16 protein-coding genes are annotated in these 18,217 nt (G+C 72.1%); 6 read left to right on the top strand and 10 right to left on the bottom strand.

What is annotated here, in order from left to right:
• Positions 1-45: 45 nt before the first annotated feature.
• Complete coding sequence (locus ACTMTB_RS00080) at positions 46-1,107, bottom strand: aspartate-semialdehyde dehydrogenase (protein ID WP_441141900.1); 1,062 nt, start codon at positions 1,105-1,107, stop codon at positions 46-48.
• 5 nt (positions 1,108-1,112) lie between these two features.
• Entirely contained in the window at positions 1,113-2,378 is a 1,266-nt protein-coding gene (locus ACTMTB_RS00075; RefSeq protein WP_154941300.1) for an aspartate kinase, read from the bottom strand.
• A gap of 248 nt (positions 2,379-2,626) precedes the next feature.
• Between ACTMTB_RS00075 and ACTMTB_RS00070 the strand changes: the two genes are divergently transcribed.
• Both ACTMTB_RS00070 and ACTMTB_RS00065 read left to right on the top strand, forming a co-directional pair.
• Positions 2,627-3,412 carry a hypothetical protein gene (locus tag ACTMTB_RS00070; protein ID WP_441141898.1) on the top strand — a complete coding sequence of 262 codons (786 nt, stop codon included), beginning with the start codon at positions 2,627-2,629 and terminating at the stop codon, positions 3,410-3,412.
• A gap of 85 nt (positions 3,413-3,497) precedes the next feature.
• The gene (locus ACTMTB_RS00065) at positions 3,498-4,028 is read left to right on the top strand and encodes a nitroreductase family protein (protein WP_441141896.1); all 531 of its coding nucleotides are present in this window, start codon (positions 3,498-3,500) and stop codon (positions 4,026-4,028) included.
• Between the two features lie 52 nt (positions 4,029-4,080).
• On the opposite strand, the gene ACTMTB_RS00060 is transcribed toward ACTMTB_RS00065, so the two are convergent.
• On the bottom strand, positions 4,081-5,070 hold the full coding sequence (locus ACTMTB_RS00060) for an ArsR family transcriptional regulator (RefSeq protein ID WP_441141894.1): 990 nt from the start codon (positions 5,068-5,070) through the stop codon (positions 4,081-4,083).
• Between the two features lie 76 nt (positions 5,071-5,146).
• Here ACTMTB_RS00060 and ACTMTB_RS00055 point away from each other — a divergent pair, with 76 nt between their 5' ends.
• Both ACTMTB_RS00055 and leuA read left to right on the top strand, forming a co-directional pair.
• Positions 5,147-6,427, top strand: coding sequence for an MFS transporter (locus ACTMTB_RS00055; protein ID WP_441141892.1), 1,281 nt, complete (start codon positions 5,147-5,149; stop codon positions 6,425-6,427).
• Positions 6,428-6,666: 239 nt separating this feature from the next.
• Positions 6,667-8,418, top strand: a complete 1,752-nt coding sequence (gene leuA / locus ACTMTB_RS00050) for a 2-isopropylmalate synthase (RefSeq protein WP_441141890.1) — start codon at positions 6,667-6,669, stop codon at positions 8,416-8,418.
• 50 nt (positions 8,419-8,468) lie between these two features.
• On the opposite strand, the gene ACTMTB_RS00045 is transcribed toward leuA, so the two are convergent.
• Both ACTMTB_RS00045 and ACTMTB_RS00040 read right to left on the bottom strand, forming a co-directional pair.
• Complete coding sequence (locus ACTMTB_RS00045) at positions 8,469-8,672, bottom strand: DUF1737 domain-containing protein (RefSeq protein WP_441141888.1); 204 nt, start codon at positions 8,670-8,672, stop codon at positions 8,469-8,471.
• 52 nt (positions 8,673-8,724) lie between these two features.
• Entirely contained in the window at positions 8,725-10,158 is a 1,434-nt protein-coding gene (locus ACTMTB_RS00040; protein WP_441141886.1) for an MFS transporter, read from the bottom strand.
• Between the two features lie 107 nt (positions 10,159-10,265).
• On the opposite strand from ACTMTB_RS00040, the gene ACTMTB_RS00035 reads away from it, so the two are divergent.
• Positions 10,266-10,925, top strand: a complete 660-nt coding sequence (locus tag ACTMTB_RS00035) for an HNH endonuclease family protein (protein WP_154941296.1) — start codon at positions 10,266-10,268, stop codon at positions 10,923-10,925.
• Positions 10,907-11,368: a hypothetical protein gene (locus ACTMTB_RS00030; RefSeq protein ID WP_441141884.1), complete on the top strand. Its 462-nt coding sequence runs from the start codon at positions 10,907-10,909 to the stop codon at positions 11,366-11,368. The genes ACTMTB_RS00035 and ACTMTB_RS00030 overlap by 19 nt, the downstream gene beginning before the upstream one ends.
• A 51-nt stretch (positions 11,369-11,419) precedes the next feature.
• On the opposite strand, the gene ACTMTB_RS00025 is transcribed toward ACTMTB_RS00030, so the two are convergent.
• The 5 genes from ACTMTB_RS00025 to ACTMTB_RS00005 form a co-directional block, all read right to left on the bottom strand.
• Positions 11,420-12,514 (bottom strand): ABC transporter ATP-binding protein, encoded by a 1,095-nt coding sequence (locus ACTMTB_RS00025; RefSeq protein ID WP_441141883.1) that lies wholly within the window; start codon positions 12,512-12,514, stop codon positions 11,420-11,422.
• Positions 12,511-13,497 carry an ABC transporter ATP-binding protein gene (locus ACTMTB_RS00020; RefSeq protein WP_210776038.1) on the bottom strand — a complete coding sequence of 329 codons (987 nt, stop codon included), beginning with the start codon at positions 13,495-13,497 and terminating at the stop codon, positions 12,511-12,513. The genes ACTMTB_RS00025 and ACTMTB_RS00020 overlap by 4 nt, the downstream gene beginning before the upstream one ends.
• Before the next feature lie 169 nt (positions 13,498-13,666).
• Positions 13,667-14,695, bottom strand: coding sequence for an ABC transporter permease (locus tag ACTMTB_RS00015; RefSeq protein WP_280837382.1), 1,029 nt, complete (start codon positions 14,693-14,695; stop codon positions 13,667-13,669).
• Positions 14,692-15,699 (bottom strand): ABC transporter permease, encoded by a 1,008-nt coding sequence (locus ACTMTB_RS00010; RefSeq protein WP_210776037.1) that lies wholly within the window; start codon positions 15,697-15,699, stop codon positions 14,692-14,694. The genes ACTMTB_RS00015 and ACTMTB_RS00010 overlap by 4 nt, the downstream gene beginning before the upstream one ends.
• 100 nt (positions 15,700-15,799) lie before the next feature.
• Entirely contained in the window at positions 15,800-17,473 is a 1,674-nt protein-coding gene (locus ACTMTB_RS00005) for an ABC transporter substrate-binding protein (RefSeq protein WP_210776036.1), read from the bottom strand.
• Positions 17,474-18,217 lie beyond the last annotated feature (744 nt).

The raw sequence follows: 18,217 nt of genomic DNA, 5'->3' as shown, positions 1-18,217 counted from the left end.
TTGTCTGAAGCTGGCCACCCTTGGGCGGGGTGCCCCGGGTGGGGGTCAGGGACGGGTGAGTTCCTTGGCCAGGAGTTCGGCGATCTGGGCGGTGTTGAGGGCGGCGCCCTTGCGGAGGTTGTCGCCGGTGACGAAGAGGTCCAGGGCGCGCGGGTCGTCCAGGGCGCGGCGGATCCGGCCGACCCAGGACGGGTCGGTGCCGACCGCGTCGATCGGCATCGGGAACTCGCCGGCGGCGGGGTCGTCGACCAGGATCACGCCGGGGGCGTTGCGCAGCGCCTCCCGGGCGCCCTCGGCGTCCACCTCGGTGGCGAAGACCGCGTGCACGGCCACCGAGTGGCCGGTCACCACCGGCACCCGTACGCAGGTCGCGGAGACCTTCAGGTCGGGCAGCCCGAGGATCTTGCGCGACTCGTTGCGGATCTTCAACTCCTCGGACGACCACCCGAAGTCGCCGAGCGACCCGGCCCACGGCACCACGTTGAGCGCCAGCGGCGCGGGGAACGGGCCGAGCTCGTCGCCGACCGCCTGCCGCACGTCGCCCGGGCGGGAGCCGAGCACCCGGTCCCCGGCGATCTTGCCGAGCTGGAGGTGCAGCGCGTCCACGCCGGCCTGACCCGCCCCCGACACCGCCTGGTACGAGGCGAGCACCAGTTCGCGCAGGCCGTACTCGCGGTGCAGCGGGGCGATCGCCACGATCATCGCGAGCGTGGTGCAGTTCGCGTTGGCGATGATCCCCTTGGGCCGGTTGCGCACCTGCTCGGGGTTGATCTCCGGGACCACCAGCGGCACGTCGCGGTCCATCCGGTACGCGCCGGAGTTGTCGACCACGACCGCCCCGCGGGACACCGCGACCGGCGCCCACCGGACGGAGACGTCGTCCGGCACGTCGAACATGGCGACGTCGACGCCGTCGAACGCCTCCGGGGTGAGCGCGCCGACGGTCAACTCCTCGCCCCGGCAGCGCAGCTTGCGCCCGACGGAACGTTCCGAGGCGAGCAGCCGGATCTCGCCCCAGACGTTGCGCCGGGAGGAGAGCAGCTCGCACATCACGGTCCCGACGGCGCCGGTCGCCCCGACGACGGCGAGCGTGGGCTGCGCCGACACGGGCGCTACCGTCCCGTCCCCGCGTAGACCACGGCCTCGGAGTCGCCGCCGAGCTCGAACTGGTCGTGGATGGCCCGCACCGCCTTGTCGAGGTCGGTGTCGCGGCAGACCACGGAGACCCGGATCTCCGACGTGGAGATCATCTCGATGTTGACCCCGGCCGCGCCGAGCGCGGCGAAGAAGCCGGCCGCGACACCGGGGTGCGACCGCATGCCGGCGCCGATCAGCGACACCTTGCCGACGTGGTCGTCGTAGAGCAGGCCGCGGAACTTGACGGCTTCCTGGATCTTGCTGAGCGCGGCCATGGCGGTTGGCCCGTCGGTCTTGGGCAGCGTGAACGAGATGTCCGTGCGACCGGTGCCCTCGGTGGAGACGTTCTGCACGATCATGTCGATGTTGATCTCGGCGCCGGCCACGGTGTCGAAGATCCTGGCGGCGGCACCGGGCTCGTCCGGCACGCCGACAATCGTGATCTTGGCTTCACTGCGGTCGTGGGCGACCCCGGTGATCAGTGCCTGTTCCACGGGAAGGTCCTCCATCGATCCGGTGACCATGGTGCCGGTGTTGGTCGAGTATGACGAACGGACGTGGATCGGCAACCCCGCGCGCCGCGCGTACTCCACGCTGCGCAGGTGCAGCACCTTGGCGCCGCAGGCGGCCAGCTCCAGCATCTCCTCGTAGGTGATCTGCTTGATGTGCCGGGCGTTCGGCACGATCCGCGGGTCGGCGCTGAAGATGCCGTCCACGTCGGTGTAGATCTCGCAGACATCGGCGCGCAGCGCGGCGGCGAGCGCCACGGCGGTGGTGTCCGAGCCGCCCCGGCCCAGCGTGGTGACGTCCTTGGTGTCCTGCGAGACGCCCTGGAAGCCGGCGACGATCACCACCGCGCCCTCGTCGAGCGCGCCCTTGAGCCGGCCCGGGGTGACGTCGATGATCCGCGCCCGCCCGTGTACCGAGGTCGTGATGACACCGGCCTGCGAGCCGGTGAACGAGCGGGCCTCGTACCCCAGGTTGTGGATGGCCATCGCGAGCAGCGCCATGGAGATCCGCTCGCCGGCGGTGAGCAGCATGTCCAGCTCACGGCCTGGCGGCAGCGGGCTGACCTGGTTGGCCAGGTCGAGCAGCTCGTCCGTGGTGTCGCCCATCGCGGACACCACCACCACCACGTCGTCGCCGGCCTTGCGGGCGGCGACGATCCGCTCCGCCACCCGCTTGATGCGCTCGGCGTTGGCGACGGAGGACCCGCCGTACTTCTGCACCACGAGTGCCACGACGGTGCACTCCCTCCCAGCGACGACCCTGAGCGTGCCGACGCCGCCGGTCAATGGTCCGGCGGCGCGTGTCAGACCTGTCCAGGGTATCGGGCGGTACGCGAGGACGGGTCGGGTGATCCCACCATCCGGCGGAAGCGCCCGGTCGACGCCCTGCCCAGGGCGGTCGCGCCGACGCCCGCCGACACGCCGGCCGTCGTCGACGGCACGGGTCCGTGGGCGGCGGGCGGGCGGCGCAGAATGACCCGGTGCCTGCCCATCTGCGCGCGACGTTCCGGTCGGCCGGAGTCCTGGTCCTGCTCCTGCCGGCGCTCCTCACCGGCTGCACCGCCGACCGGCCGGCCCCGCCACCCACCGCCGGGTCCGCCGACCCGGCACCGGCCGAGGTGGACGCGGCCCGGGACGAGCTGGCCGCGCTGGCGGCGGCGGCGCGGGACCGCCACCTGACCGCCCGCTACACCCTCACCGGCACCGACGGGCCGACCCGGGACGTCACGGTGACCAGCGCGGCGGACGGCACCTGGCGGGTCGACGTCCCGGGGGGCGCGCTCGGCGGCACGGCGGACGTCTCACTGGCCGCCACCGCCGACGGCCTCTTCCAGTGCGGCCTGCCGTCTGCCGGCCGCCCGGAGGCGGCCAGCTGCGTCCGCCTCGGCGACCGGGACGACGCGGTGCCGCGCCGGCTGGACCCCCGGGTGCAGCACCCGTTCACCGACTGGCTGGAGGTGCTCACCGACCGACGCACGCCGCTCGCGGTCTCCCCCGCCACCGCGCCGGCCGGCGTGGCCGGCACCTGCTACGCGGTGGAGACCACCTCCGCCTCGCTCAACCCGCCGCTGGACGTCGGGATCTACTGCTACGAGCCGGACGGGACGCCCACCTACGTCCGAGCCGCCCTCGGCACGCTCACCCTGGCCGGGCCGCCCGGGCCGGGGCCGGCCACCGCGCCGCTGGCCGGGCCGGTGGTGAACGCCGAGCCGCTGGGCGTGGCGGCACCCGAGCCGAGCGACAGCACGGGCGCGGGAACGTCCTGACCCGGCGCGGCGTTACGGGTGCGATTGACCACATTTGCCCCCACCCGCCTCGCCGGGCGAATCACCCATACGGGACGCTCTTCGCATGGTCGACCTCACCCCACTACTCGCCTTCCGTTGGAGTCCCCGGGCCTTCGACCCGGCCGCCGAGCTGACCGGGGAGGAGGCGTCCTCGCTGCTGGAGGCCGCCCGCTGGGCCCCCTCGACGGGCAACGCCCAGCCCTGGCGGTTCGCCCTCGGCCACCGCGACGACGAGACCTGGAAGCGGACCCTGGTCAGCCTCCCGGAACCCGACCAGCGCTGGGCCCGGCACGCCGGCGCCCTGGTGGTGGGCGCGCACGCCGGCACCGACCCGGAGCGGGCCGCGTACGACCTGGGGCAGGCGATGGCCCACCTCACCGTGCAGGCCACCGCGCTCGGCCTGTACGTGCACCAGCTCACCCGCTTCGACCGCGCCGCGCTCTGCGCCGACCTCGACCTGCCACCCGCCGTACGCCCGCTGGTGGTGGTGGCGGTGGGCCGACTCGGCGACCCGCTCGACCTGCCCGAGGAGCTGCGCCGGCGGGAGACCGCGCTGCGCCGCCGACACCCGATGCACGCCCTGCTGCTGCGCTGAGCCATCCGGCGCCACCCGCTGGCCGGCCGGAGGGAGAACCGTCGTCGGGCGGTCACTCTCCCCGGCTGGCCCGCAGCAGCACCGCCGCCACGTCGGTTCCCCGGTAGAGCACGTGCCGCCCCTGCCGGACCCGGGAGACCAGCCCGGCGGCGTGCAGCGCGGCCAGGTGCTGGGAGACGTTTCCCGCCGACATCCCGGTCCGCCGGGCCAGGTCGCTGGTGGTGGCCGCGCTGTCGAGCAGCTGGAGCAGCGCCGCCCGGCCCGACCCGATCACCCGGGCCAGCGGGTCGCCGGGCGGCGCCGGGGCGGCCTCCCAGAGGGTGGCCACCGCCCGCACCGGGTACGTGCCGCCGGGCGGCGAGTCCTCCAGCAGGTTCCACAGCACCCGACGGTCGGTGAAGACGCCCGGGTTGAGCGTCAGGCCGCGCCCACCCAGGTCGAAGTCGAGCCGCCACGGGTCGTCGCTGACCAACCGGTCACCGGCCCACCGCAGGGTCGGGTGCAGGTGCGCGAAGAACTCGCCGGCCCCTCGCTCGGCGAGCGTGCCGGCCCGGTGCGCGATGTCCGCTTCCAACAGGGACCGCATCCGTGGCCAGGCCGGCGCCAACGCCTCCTCGTGCCACACCCGCAGTGCGGTGACGAGCTGTGGCAGCAGGCCGCGCGGATCGTCGCGCAGGGCCGCCCCGAACGGGCTCAGCGGACGCGACGGCGTGGTGGCCAGCAGGTCCCGGACCACCACGTCGGCCGGGGTCGCCGCGATCTGGTCGAGCTGCTCGTCGAATTGCACGTCGGGGCGGGTGGGTGGGGGCGTGAGGAAGTCGGGCAACCAGCGGCGCGGCTGGGTCAGCTGGATCAGCGGGCGGACCCGGACGGCCACCTCCGGCCGGCGGAGCACCCGCCGGGCCCGGTCGATCCACGGCAGGTGCACGGCGTGCCGGGCCGGCTCGTCGAGCCCCCAGAGGCTGGAGACGGTCTCCCAGACCGGGGACACCGCGAACCGCACCCCCGCGACGTCGGCGGTTTCGAACCGCAGCTGCGACATCCCCACCCCCGTCGAGAATTCGGCCCAGCCTAAAAGGCTCGACCCGTCGGTGGGGGGCACGGTTTGCTCGACGGCCATGGGGACCAGCGACACCATCCGCACCGCCGTCCGGCACGTCGTGCCACCCGCCGGCCTGACTCGCGCCCTCGCCGTGCAGGCGATGGTCTACGCCGTCGGCAACGGCCTTTTCCAGGCCGGCAGCGCGGTCTTCTTCACCCGCGCGCTCGGGCTCAGCGCCACCCAGGTCGGGCTCGGCCTGTCCATCGCCGCCGGAGTGTCGCTGCTCGGCACCGTGCCGCTCGGCGGGCTCACCGACCGGTACGGCCCACAGCGGGTCTGGCTGGCCGGCCTGGTGCTTGACGCGGCGCTCTTCGCGGCGTACCCGTTCGTGGGCGGTTTCGCCGGATTCCTCGCGGTGGTGGTGACGCTGGCCGCGGTGGACGCCGCCACCGGGGTGGCCCGGCAGGTCTACTCGATCAACGCGCTGCCCCCCGCCGAGCGGGTCACCGCGATGGCGTACCAGCGCTCGTCGCTGAACGTCGGATTCGGGCTCGGGGCGGTGATCAGCGGCGTGGTGCTCGCGGTGGACACGATGGCGGCGTACCGGGGGATGGTCTGGTTCATCGCGGCGGTGTTCCTGGTCACGGCGGTCTTCGTCCGCCGGCTTCCCCGGCTGCCCGAGGTGGCCCGGCCGGCGGAGCCGATGAGCCGGCTGGCCGTGCTCCGGGACCGCCCCTTCATGGCGGTGTCCCTGCTCTCCGGGCTGCTCACCGCGCACCAGACGCTCTACCTGACGGTGATGCCGTTGTGGATCCTGAGCCACACCGACGCCCCGAAGACGGTGATCGCCGGGCTGGTGCTGCTGAACACGATCCTGATCGTGCTGCTCCAGGTACGGGCCAGCCGGGGTGCCGACACCACCTCCGGCGCAGCCCGGGCGTCCCGCCGGGGTGCCCTGCTGATCGCCGGTTTCTGCCTGGTCCTGCCGCTCTCCGGGGTGACCCGCGGCGGGCTCACGGTGGTGGTGCTGGTGGCCGCCGCGGCGCTGCTCGTCGTGGCCGAGTTGATCGAGTCGGCCGGCACCTGGGGGCTGACCGCCACCCTGCCGCCGGCCGCCCAGCGCGGCGCGTACGTCGGGGCGTTCCGGCTCGGCACGCAGTTGCAGTACCTGATCGCGCCGGCCGGGCTGACCGCGCTCGGCGTCGCCACCGGCGGTTGGGGCTGGTACCCGACGGCGGCGCTCTTCGTGATCATCGGGTTGGCCGTGGTACCTGTGGTCGCCTGGGCTGAGCGGACGCCGCGCCTCGGCGAGACCGCTTCGGAGCCGGCGGAGAGGGCCGTGACTCCGATCCCATAGTCCGGACCTGCCTTCCCACCCCCCGTCTCACCACGTAGGGTGACCCTGTCATGTGGCAGGCGTACCTCCTCCTTGGTCGCCGCGACGAGGCCTGACCGGCCGGCACCTCGTCGCGGAGTCGAACCGCGCCGTCCAGCACATCCGAACTTCCCCTCGGCACCGCCCGGGCATCGTCGCCCGGCACCCGCCGACACCTTCCGATTGCTGACGCCCGACATGACCCACGGGAGCACTCCGCCATGGCTCAACCCGCCACTGACGCCGAGACCGATCCGATCGCCCGGCAGCGCCCCAGCCGGATGCCGTTCCACCGCTACCAGCCGTACCAGCAGCAGTTCCGGATCGACCTGCCGGACCGCGCCTGGCCGACCCGGCACGTCGACGTCGCGCCCCGCTGGTGCGCGGTCGACCTGCGCGACGGCAACCAGGCCCTGATCGACCCGATGTCCCCAGAGCGCAAGCGCCGGATGTTCCAGCTGCTGGTGCAGATGGGCTACAAGGAGATCGAGGTCGGCTTCCCCTCGGCCAGCCAGACCGACTTCGACTTCGTCCGGCAGCTGATCGAGCAGGACCTGATCCCGGAGGACGTCACCATCCAGGTGCTCACCCAGTGCCGGGAGCACCTGATCGACCGGACCTTCGAGTCGCTGCGCGGCGCGCGCCGGGCGATCGTGCACTTCTACAACTCCACCTCGACGCTCCAGCGCCGGGTGGTCTTCGGGCTGGACCGCGACGGCATCACCGACATCGCCACCCAGGGCGCACGGCTGTGCCAGAAGTACGCCGAGATCCACACCCCGGACACCGAGATCCACTACGAGTACTCGCCGGAGTCGTACACGGGCACCGAGCTGGAGTACGCGCTGGAGGTCTGCACGAAGGTGATCGAGGTGGTCGACCCGACCCCCGACCGCAAGCTGATCGTCAACCTGCCGGCCACCGTCGAGATGGCCATGCCGAACGTGTACGCCGACTCGATCGAGTGGATGCACCGGCACCTGCCCCGGCGGGACAGCCTGGTGCTGAGCCTGCACCCGCACAACGACCGGGGCACCGGGGTGGCCGCCGCCGAGCTGGGCCTGCTGGCCGGCGCCGACCGGATCGAGGGCTGCCTCTTCGGCAACGGCGAGCGCACCGGCAACGTGGACCTGGTGACGCTGGGGCTCAACCTGTTCTCCCAGGGCATCGACCCGATGATCGACTTCTCGAACATCGACGAGGTCAAGCGGGCCGTCGAGTACTGCAACCAGCTGCCGGTGCACGAGCGCCACCCGTACGCGGGCGACCTGGTCTACACCGCCTTCTCCGGCTCGCACCAGGACGCGATCAACAAGGGCTTCGACGCGCTGGCCGCGGACGCGGCTGCCGCCGGGGTGCCGGTCGACCAGCAGCAGTGGGCGGTGCCGTACCTGCCGATCGACCCGAAGGACCTGGGCCGCACCTACGAGGCGGTCATCCGGGTCAACTCGCAGTCCGGCAAGGGCGGCGTCGCGTACATCATGAAGACCGAGCACCAGCTCGACCTGCCGCGCCGGCTCCAGATCGAGTTCTCCGGGGTGGTCCAGCAGGTCACCGACCACGGCGGCGGCGAGGTCGAGCCGGGCGCGATGTGGGAGATCTTCGCCCGGCACTACCTGCTCGACCACCAGAGCGACCCGGCCGTCACGCTGTCCGGCTACACGATCGGCACCGTCGACGGCAAGGTCGAGATCGAGGCCGAGGTGGAACTCGGCGGGGAGCGCCGCGCGCTCGCCGCGGTCGGCAACGGCCCGATCGACGCGTACGTCAACGCGCTCCAGTCGGTCGGCGTCGCGGTACGCGTGCTCGACTACCACGAGCACGCGCTCTCCTCCGGTGGTGACGCGCAGGCCGCCGCGTACGTCGAGTGCGACGTCGACGGTCGGACGGTCTGGGGCGTCGGGATGGACGCCAACATCGTCACCGCCTCGGTGAAGGCGGTCACCAGCGCGGTCAACCGCGCCCGCGACTGAGGTGCCACGGCAGGGTCCGGCTCCGGCCGGGCCCTGCCGCACGCGCCCGGTCAGACCGGGGTGACCCCGGCCGACCAGCCGTCGCCGAGCACCACCGCCTGAACGACGACCACCCGCTCGCCGTCGAAGGTGATGGCCGGGGAGCCGTGCAGGCGGTAGCCGTCGGCCAGCGCCTCGCTGACCCGGCGGCAGAAGTCGGCGTCGTCCGGCCCGGTCAGCAGCCGGTAGCGCAGCCGGTCGTCATGATCGTCCATCCGCCGACCGTAGCAACCGGTCCGGTGGGTCGAGGCGGCAGCGAGGGCGCGGCTACGACGGCGGGGCCGGCCGGGGCGGCCGGTGCACGAGCAGGCCGGCCGTCACCGCGCCGGCCAGCAGCAGCCCGGCGCACCAGTCCAGCGCGCCCCGGTACGCGTGGGTCAGCTCGGCCGGCTGCTCGTACCCGGTGCCGGAGAGGCCGACCAGCAGCGGCAGCGCGGCCACCGCGAGCAGGCCGCCCACCCGGGACGCGGCGTTGTTGAAGCCGCTCGCCACCCCGGCGAACCGGTCCGCGACGGCGGCCAGCACCGACGCGGTCAACGGCGCCACCACCAGGGTCAGCCCCAGCCCGAAGAGGAGCACCCCGGGCAGCACGTCCACCCAGTACGACGCGCCCGGGCCGACCCGGCGCAGCAGCAGCAGGCCGGCGGCGGCGATCACCGGGCCGACGGTCAGCGGCAGCCGGGGGCCGATCCGCGCCGACAGGGCACCGGCCCGGGCCGAGCCGACCAGCAGCAGCACGGTTATCGGGACGTTGGCCAGCCCGGTGCGGACCGCCGACCAACCGACGACGTTCTGGAGGTAGACGGCGAAGAAGAACATGAAGCCGCCGAGCGCCGCGTAGACCACCACGGTGAACAGGTTGAGCGCCGAGAAGAGGCGGCTGGTGAACAGCCCGGTGGGCAGCATCGCCGCCTCCCCCCGGCGTCGCTCCACCAGCACGAAGGCCACCGCGCCGAGAACGCCGACCAGCGCGGCCAGCAGCACCGGCAGCGAGCGCGGGCCCCGCACCGGGGCGTCGATCAGGGCGTACGTGACGCCGGTCAGGCCGAGTGCGCCGAGCAGCGCCCCGGTCACGTCGAACCGCTTCCCCCCGCTGCGTGAGGCGTCCTCGTCACGGCTCTCCGGCACCCAGCGCAGCGCGGCCAGGATCACCGCGACCGCCAGCGGGAGGTTGATGAAGAAGATCCACCGCCAGGAGAGCGCGTCGATCAGCCAGCCACCGATGACGGGGCCGAGTGCGGTGGTCACGCCGGCCAGCCCGGACCAGGCGCCGATGGCCCGGCCCCGGTCGTCGGGGTGGAAGCTCGCCTGGAGCACGGAGAGCGAGCCGGGGGTGAGCAGCGCCCCGCCGGCGCCCTGGAGGAACCGGGCGACGACCAGCCAGCCGGTGTCCTGGGCCAGGCCGCAGAGGACGGAGGCGACGGCGAACCAGACCACCCCGAGCAGGAAGATGCGCCGCCGGCCGAAGCGGTCGCCCAACGCCCCGCCGAGCAGCACGAACGCGGACAGGGTCAGCAGGTATCCGTTGACCGTCCATTGCAGACCCGCGACGGTCGCCTCGAGTTCGGCGCCGAGCCGGGGCAGGGCCACGTTGACCACCGTGCTGTCCAGGAAGACCATTCCGGAGGCGAGGATCGCCGCCAGCAACGTGCCCCGACCCGCGCCGCTGCGGAGCCGGAGCGCGTGAGGGGGTGCGGTCATGGGTACCAATCTGCCCGCGCCGCGTGGGAGATTCCACGAAACGCCGAAACCGTGCCCGGGTACTGTGCGGGATCGCCGGGAGCCCGCAAGCTGGAGAGGTGTCGTCTGTGCGTACCAGATCAGGAGCCCGTGGGACGGTGGCCGTCGCGCTCGCCGCGGTGCTCGCCCTCGGCGTGGGCGGTTGCGAGGTTTCGCTCGACGAGCCGGAGGCGCCGCCGAGCAGCGCCGGCAACGTCGGTGAACAGCTGGCCGAGCTGACCGTCGCGAAGGCGGGCTCGATGCGGGGCTACAGCCGCGAGCGGTTCCCGCACTGGCGGGACACCGGCACCAACTGCGACGTCCGGGACAGCGTGCTCAAGCGCGACGGGGAGGACATCCGCCTCTCCGGCTGCAACGTGGTCGCCGGCCACTGGGAGAGCGTGTACGACGGGCGCACCTTCACCGATCCCTCCGACGTGGACGTCGACCACATGGTGCCGCTGGCCAACGCGTGGCGCTCGGGGGCGAACGAGTGGGACGACGCCAAGCGCGGGGACTTCGCCAACGATCTGACCCGACCGCAGCTCATCGCGGTTTCCGCGACCTCCAACCGGGCAAAGGGTGACCAGGACCCGTCGCAGTGGAAACCGGCGAACCGGTCGTACTGGTGCAAGTACGCGGAAAGCTGGGTGACGGTCAAGCATCACTGGCGGCTGACGGTGACCAGCGCCGAGAAGGCCGCCCTCAGCGACATGTTGGAGGGTTGCACATGGGCGAACAAGCCGTGACCGGTGCCGGGGCGACTCCCGCGCCGGAGCAGATGCCGGACGCCGGCGGGTACGACGCGGCCGCCGCCACCGGCAGCGGTGGTGGCACCGGCACGACGGCTGCCACCGCCGGAATGACCGCGGACGGCCACCCGGCGGCGCCCGCCGCCGTGCCGGGGGCGGGGATGAGCGCCGACACCCGCCCGGACGCGTCCCCCCGGGAGCTGACCGCCGACCTGGTCGCCGGGCCCGGCGGGGTGATGACCGACGAGGCCGGCGTGGTGACCGGCGAGCTGACCCTGAAGACCCGGTACGCCGACGGGCAGGTCACCCTCTCCGTGCAGTACAAGGACGCCGACGAGTGGTACGCGGTGACCGGCGGGAAGGCCGCGCTGGCCGACCCGGCCGGGTTGGACGCCGTCCACGCCGTCGCGGTCGCCCTGCTCAACCGCCCGGAGGGCTGAGACACGCCGAGGCCCCCAACCCCGCGCGGGGCTGGGAGCCTCGGCACGCCCTCACGGCGTCGGGATCAGCTCACCGGTGTCCGGCGCCCCACCGTCGTCCGGCCGGACCAGCTCCGGCTCCACCTCGTGCGGCCGGATCCGGCCGGCCGCGATCTCCTCGGCGTAGTGGCAGGCGACCTTGTGCCCGCCGACCACCTCGCGCAGCGCCGGCCGCTCGTCGGCGCAGCGGGTCGGCTGCGCCCACGGGCACCGGGTGTGGAAGCGGCACCCGGACGGCGGGTTGGTCGGCGAGGGCAGGTCGCCGGCGAGCAGGATCCGCTCGCGGCGGTCCTCCACCAGCGGGTCCGGCACCGGCACCGCCGACATCAGCGCCTTGGTGTACGGGTGCATCGGCTCCCGGTAGAGGTCGTCGCTGGACGCCTCCTCCACCAGGCCACCCAGGTACATCACGCCCACCGTGTCGGCGATGTGCCGGACCACCGCCAGGTCGTGCGCGATGATCAGGTACGTCAGGCCGCGCTCGTTCTGGAGGTCCTCCAGCAGGTTGAGCACCTGCGCCTGGATGGACACGTCGAGCGCCGACACCGGCTCGTCGGCGACGATCAGCTCCGGGTTGAGCACCAGCGCCCGGGCGATGCCGATGCGCTGGCGCTGGCCGCCGGAGAACTCGTGCGGGTACTTGCTCAGCGCCGACGCGGGCAGGCCGACCGCCTCCAGGGTCTCCCGCAGCCGCCGGCTCGTCGCCGCCTTGTCGTTGGCGAGGCCGTGCGCCTTGAGCCCCTCGACCAGCAGCGACTCCACCGACTGCCGGGGGTCCAGACTGGACAGCGGGTCCTGGAAGATCATCTGCATCCGGCGGCGGGCCAGGCGCATCTTCTCGCCCTTGAGCTGCCGGACGTCGGCGCCGTCGAAGAGGATCTCGCCGTCGGTCGGCTCGACCAGCCGCAGCAGGCCCCGGCCCAGCGTCGACTTGCCGCAGCCCGACTCGCCGACCAGCCCGTACGTCTCACCCGCCCGGATGGCGAGCGAGACACCGTCGACGGCGTAGACGTACCCGACGGTGCGGTCGAAGAGCAGGCCGCTCTTGATCGGGAAGTGGACCTTGAGGTCGCGCAGTTCGACCAGTGGTCCGGTCCGCTCGGTCACGGGACCGCCACCTCCTCGGAAACGGGGTTGTTGCAGCGAAGGTCGCCGCCGGTGGCGGTGGGCTCCAGCGGGGGCGGACCCTCCAGGCAGGCGTCCACGACGTTGTCGCAGCGGGGCGCGAACGCGCACCCCTCGGCCCACGGGATGTTGTCGGCCACCGAGCCACGGATGGCGTGCAGCCGCTCGCCGCGCGGCGAGTCCAGCCGGGGCACCGAGCTGAGCAGCCCGTGGGTGTACGGGTGCCGGGCCCGGGCGAACAGCTCGTGCCGGGCGGCCCGCTCGACCACCTTGCCGCCGTAGAGCACGTTCACCGTGTCGCAGAGGCCGGCCACCACACCGAGGTCGTGCGTGATCATGATGAGCGCGGTGCCGGTCTCGTCGACCAACTGCTTGAGCAGGGTGAGGATCTGCGCCTGGATGGTCACGTCCAGGGCGGTGGTCGGCTCGTCCGCGATCAGCAGCCGCGGCTTGCAGGCCAGCGCGATGGCGATCAGCGCGCGCTGCCGCATGCCGCCGGAGATCTGGTGCGGGTACTCCTTCAGCCGGCGCTCCGGGTCCGGGATGCCGACCGCGTCGAGCAGTTCCCGGGCCTCCCGCAGCGCCTTCTTGCGGTCCATCCCCTGGTGCCGCTCCAGCACCTCGGCCACCTGCACACCGATCGGGATCACCGGGTTCAGCGAGGAGAGCGGGTCCTGGAAGATCATGCCGATGTCCCGGCCACGCCGGTCCCGCATGTCGTCCGGGCGGAGCTTGAGCAGGTCGGCGCCGTCGAAGAGCACCTCGCCGCTGACCTTGTTGCCCCGCCTGGGCAGCAGGCCCATGATCGCGAGGCTGGTGACGGACTTGCCGCAGCCGGACTCGCCGACCAGGCCGACCGTCTGGCCCGGCTCCACGCTGAAGCTCACCTTGTCCACGGCGGTGAACGGCCGCTCGCCCCGCCGCTGGAACACCACGCTCAGGTCGCGTACGTCGAGCAGGCTCATCGGGTCACTTCCTCACTGCACTGGTCCTTCGCTCGCGACTGCGGGGCTCGCAAGCTCACTCCTCGCGCTCGCCGGCACTGGTCCGTCGCCCGCGACTGCGGGGCTCGCAAGCTCACTCCTCGCCCTCGCCGGCGGCCCACGCCGGCCGTGCTGGTCCGCCGCACCGCCCTCACCGCCGGTTCTTCGGGTCGATTGCGTCGCGCATCGCCTCGCCCAGCAGGGTGAAGCCGAGCGCGACCACGATGATCGCGAGCGCCGGGTAGTAGGCCAGCTCGGGGCGGGCCTCGAAGTAGTGGACGCCGTCCACGCCGAGCATCAGGCCCCACTCGGCGCGGTTGATGTCCGGGTCGCCGAGGCCGAGGAAGGAGAGCGCCGCCGCGTCCAGGATCGCCACCGCGAAGGTGAGCGTGGCCTGCACGATCACCGCGGTCAGCGAGTTGGGCAGCATGTGCCGCAGCACGATGTTGCGCTCCTTGACGCCGAGCGCCCGCGCGGCGAGCACGTGGTCGCTCTCCCGCTGGGCGAGCATCGAGCCACGCAGCAACCGGGCGAAGATCGGCACGCTGACGATGGCCACCGCGAAGATGACCGTCCACTGGCTGGACTTGCTCGCCATGGCGACCAGGGTGATCGCCAGCAGGAGGCTGGGCAGCGCCAGCATCACGTCGGTGAGTCGCATCAGGACGACGTCGACCCAGCCACCGAAGGCCCCCGCGATCGCGCCGAGCAGCACGCCGAGGGAGAGACCGATCAGGGTGGCGAGCACGCCGACGAAGAGGGTCTGTCGGCTGCCGTAGATGAGCCGGGAGAGGAAGTCGCGACCCAGCGGGTCGGAGCCGAGCGGGTGCCCGTCGGTGGCCCCCGGGATGTTCTCCACGGTCAGGTTCTTGGTGAGCGCGTCGAACTCCTGCGCCGGGTCGTGCGGCGCGATCAGCGGCGCGAAGACCGCCACCAGGATGAACAGCCCGACGATGATGGCGCCGACGATGGCGACCGGGTTGCGCCGGAGCCGCCCCAGCGCGTCGCGGAAGAGGCTGACGCCGCCGTTGTCGGCGGTGGCCCGCGCCAGCTCGTCCAGCCGCGCCTTCTTCCGGTCGCCGAGCAGGCCGATGTTCCGCTCGCTCACGCCGCCCGTGCGCTCGTCACCGGTACGGGGCGCCGGCGCGGTGGCGCCGGCCTGGGTGGTCGGATCGGTCATCGGACACGCACCCTCGGGTCGATGAAGGCGTAGGAGAGGTCGACCAGGAGGTTGACCACCACGAAGACCAGGGCGGCCAGCAGGATGATCGCCTGGAGCACCGGGTAGTCCCGGCCACCGGTGATCGAGTCGACGATCAGCGTGCCGAGCCCGCCCCAGTTGTAGACCTTCTCGGTGAGCACCGCGCCGGAGAGCAGCGCGCCGGTCTGCAGGCCGATGGTGGTGACCACCGGCAGCAGGGCGTTGCGCAGGATGTGCCGGCCCCGGATGGTCCGGTGCCGCAGGCCCTTGGCCTCGGCGGTGCGCACGTAGTCCTCGTTGAGCACGTCGAGCACGCTGGCCCGGGTGATCCGGACGATCACCGCCAGCGGGATGGTGGCGAGCGTGACCGCCGGCAGGATCAGGTGCCAGAGCGCGTCGGCGCTGGCGTCGAACTCCCGGGTCAGCAGGCCGTCGAGGACGTAGAACCCGGTGATGTTGGTGTTGTCCAGCCCGGTGGTGACCCGCCCGGACGGCGGAAACCAGTGGATGTTCTGGGTGAACACGTCCTTGAGCAGGTAGCCCAGGAAGAAGATCGGGATCGAGATGCCGATCAGGGTGCCGGCGATCGTCAGGTTGTCGAGGGAGCGACCGCGCCAGCGGGCGGCGAGGTAGCCGAGCGGGATACCCAGGCCCACCGCGATGATCATCGCAGCGAGGGCCAGCTCGATGGTGGCGGGGAAGGCGCGCCCGATCACCTCACTGACCGGGTCACCGGTCCGGATCGAGTTGCCGAAGTCCCCGGTGAGGACCCGCTGCATGAACTTGCCGTACTGCACCAGGATCGGCTGGTCGTAGCCGAGCGCCTTGATCAGCAGGGCGCGGCGTTCCGGGGTGGCCCGCTCGCCGAGCAGCGCCTCCACCGGGCCGCCGGGCAGGTTCCGCAGCCAGATGAAGATCAGCGCCGACAGCGCTATCAGGGTCACCACCAGCTGCAGCAGGCGGCGGACTATGACTCGCAACATCTCTCACACACCAGACTCTCGATGTTCGCGGAATCGGCCCGGGCCGGGGTGGAGCCCCCGACCCGGGCCGATACGCGCCTACGGCGTCAGCCGACGTACGTCACTTGGTGACGCTGACCGTGTTGAACCGCTCGTCGGTCAGCGGGCTGGCGACCAGACCCTTGACGTCCTTGGTGACGACGATGGCCGGCGGGGCGTGCCAGACCGGCACGGCCGGCAGCCACTTGCTGGCGATGTCCCGGTTGACCTGCTCCCAGGCCGCCTTCTTGGCCGCCTCGTCGACGGTGCCGTCGGCCTTGGCGATGGCGTCGAACATCTCGGTCATCGACTGGTCGCCGAACTCGACCTTGCCCCGACCGAAGAACGTGCCGACGAAGTTGCCCGGGTCGTTGTAGTCACCGGTCCAGCCCAGGATGTGCAGGTCCTGCTTGCCGAACTGCTGCACGTCGTCCTTGAAGCCACCGTTCCACGGACGCGGCACGCCGTTGACCTTGATGCCGACGGCCTGCAGGTCGTTGGCGAGGATCGTGAAGATCTCCTGCGGGTTCGGCATGTACGGCCGGGAGACGTCCGGCGGGTAGTAGAAGTTGAGGGTCAGACCCTCGGCGCCGGCCTCCTTGAGCAGCTGCTTGGCCTTCTCCGGGTTGTACTCGTACTTCTGCACGTCCGGGGCGTAGCCGAGCACGGTGTCCGGCATGAACTGGTCGGCGACCTTCGAGCCACCCGGGCCCTTGGTCTGCACGAGCTGCTGACGGTTGAGGGCGTAGGCGATCGCCTGACGCACCCGCAGGTCCTTCAGCTTCGGGTTCTTCTGGTTGATGCCCAGGTAGAGGATGTTGAACGCCGGCCGGGCGACGACCTGGAAGCCCTCACCCTCGAGCGCCTTGCGGTCGGCCGGGGCCGGGAAGTCGATGCCCTGGACGGTGCCCGCGCGCAGCTCCTGCTTGCGGGTGTTCTCGTCCTTGATGATCTTGATGATCAGCTTGTCGACCTTGGCCTTCTCCCCGAAGTAGTCCGGGTTCCGGTTCAGGGTGATCTCGTTCTTGGCCTTGTCCCAGCCGCCGAACGTGAACGGACCGGTGCCGACGGGGCCGCTGGTGGCGAACGAGCTGTACTCGAAGGAGTCGCCGTTCTGCTTGACCGTGTCGGCGTCGCCCTTCTTCAGGGCCTCCGGGCTGGCGATCGAGAGCGCGGTCAGCGCGAAGGCGCCGGGGAACGCACCCTTGTACTGGTTGAGGGTGATGACGGCGGTGCCGTCGTCCTTGGCCTCGCACTTGTTGTAGACCGGCTTGCCGGCGTCGGGGTTCTCGTTCTTCGCGAAGCCGCCGAAGACGTCCATGTAGTAGATCATCTGCGACTGGGCGGCGGCGCCCTTCATGTTGTACCAGCGGTCGAAGTTGAAGCAGACCGCCGTGGCGTTGAAGGGGGTGCCGTCGTGGAACTTCACGCCCTGGCGCAGCTTGAAGGTCCAGACCTTGCCCTCGGGGTCGTGCTCCCAGCTCTCCGCCAGGCCGCCCTGAAGCTCGGCCGTGCCCGGCTTGTGCTGAATGAGGGTGTCGTACATCTGCCGGATCGGCCGGAACGACTCACCGTCGTCGTTGAAGATCGGGTCGAAGTTCTTGGGGTCACCGGCACCCGCGAAGATGAAGGTGCCGCCCGTCTTGGCCTCGCCGCTGTCGTCGCTGCGGTCGCTTTCCGCACAGCCGGCCGCGCCGACCGCCAGGGCTGCAACGGCCGCGAGGGTCACGGCCGTTCTAAGCCTTCTCGCCTGCATCTCTCACCTCTGTCATCCGCGTGACCACGCCGGTTTCATGGCCGGTCCGTGAGCGGGAGGCTATGACAGGACTCACCCGCAGCGGAACGGCCGTTAGGCAATCGCTATCAAGCCGACACCAAGTGACCGGGTCTGACAGCCTCGGATCGGCCGACAAACGGGACTGTCACACCCGGCACCCCGCCCCGGACCGTTCCCACGCCGCCGACCAACACCCACCAAAACCCCGCAAACCACCCTCCGGACCACCGCCCGCCCCCGCCGGCTCCTCTTCGGGTACGCGGACACCCGCCCTACCTGCCGCCAGGCGGACGGACGACGCCCGCCGCCGAGGCGAGAATGGTCCTCACCCGTTGACGTCCGGTGGTCGCCGTCCGGGTCGGGTGGGCGTCAGCCGATGTCGCCGGCGCGGCGGTGTCGCCGGCGCGGCGGTGTCGGATCGGCGTGGAGGCCGCCATCTCGGCGAAACGGCGTCGGTCGAGGTCCGGTCGGATCGTCGTGCGGCGACAAACCACTGGCCCCAGAACAGGACGGGCCGATGGTCCGGGCCGGGATGATCTGCGGCGGCTGTCCGCTTCACGCAGGTGTCCGCCCGGCGCTATGTCCGGTTCATGCCTGGATCGGGTCCCCGGTCCAGTGACCGGCGGCACCCTGGCGGCGGAATGGCGGCCGGGCCGGTGTCGTTACATCACCTGGACGATCGCAGCAGCAAGCCCGCTGGCCCGGCCCGATACATGGGGCCGC

The organism is Micromonospora sp. L32, assembly GCF_052068055.1.
In the GTDB taxonomy this organism is placed as follows: domain Bacteria; phylum Actinomycetota; class Actinomycetes; order Mycobacteriales; family Micromonosporaceae; genus Micromonospora; species Micromonospora purpureochromogenes.
This window is presented reverse-complemented; position numbering and strand designations above follow the sequence as displayed.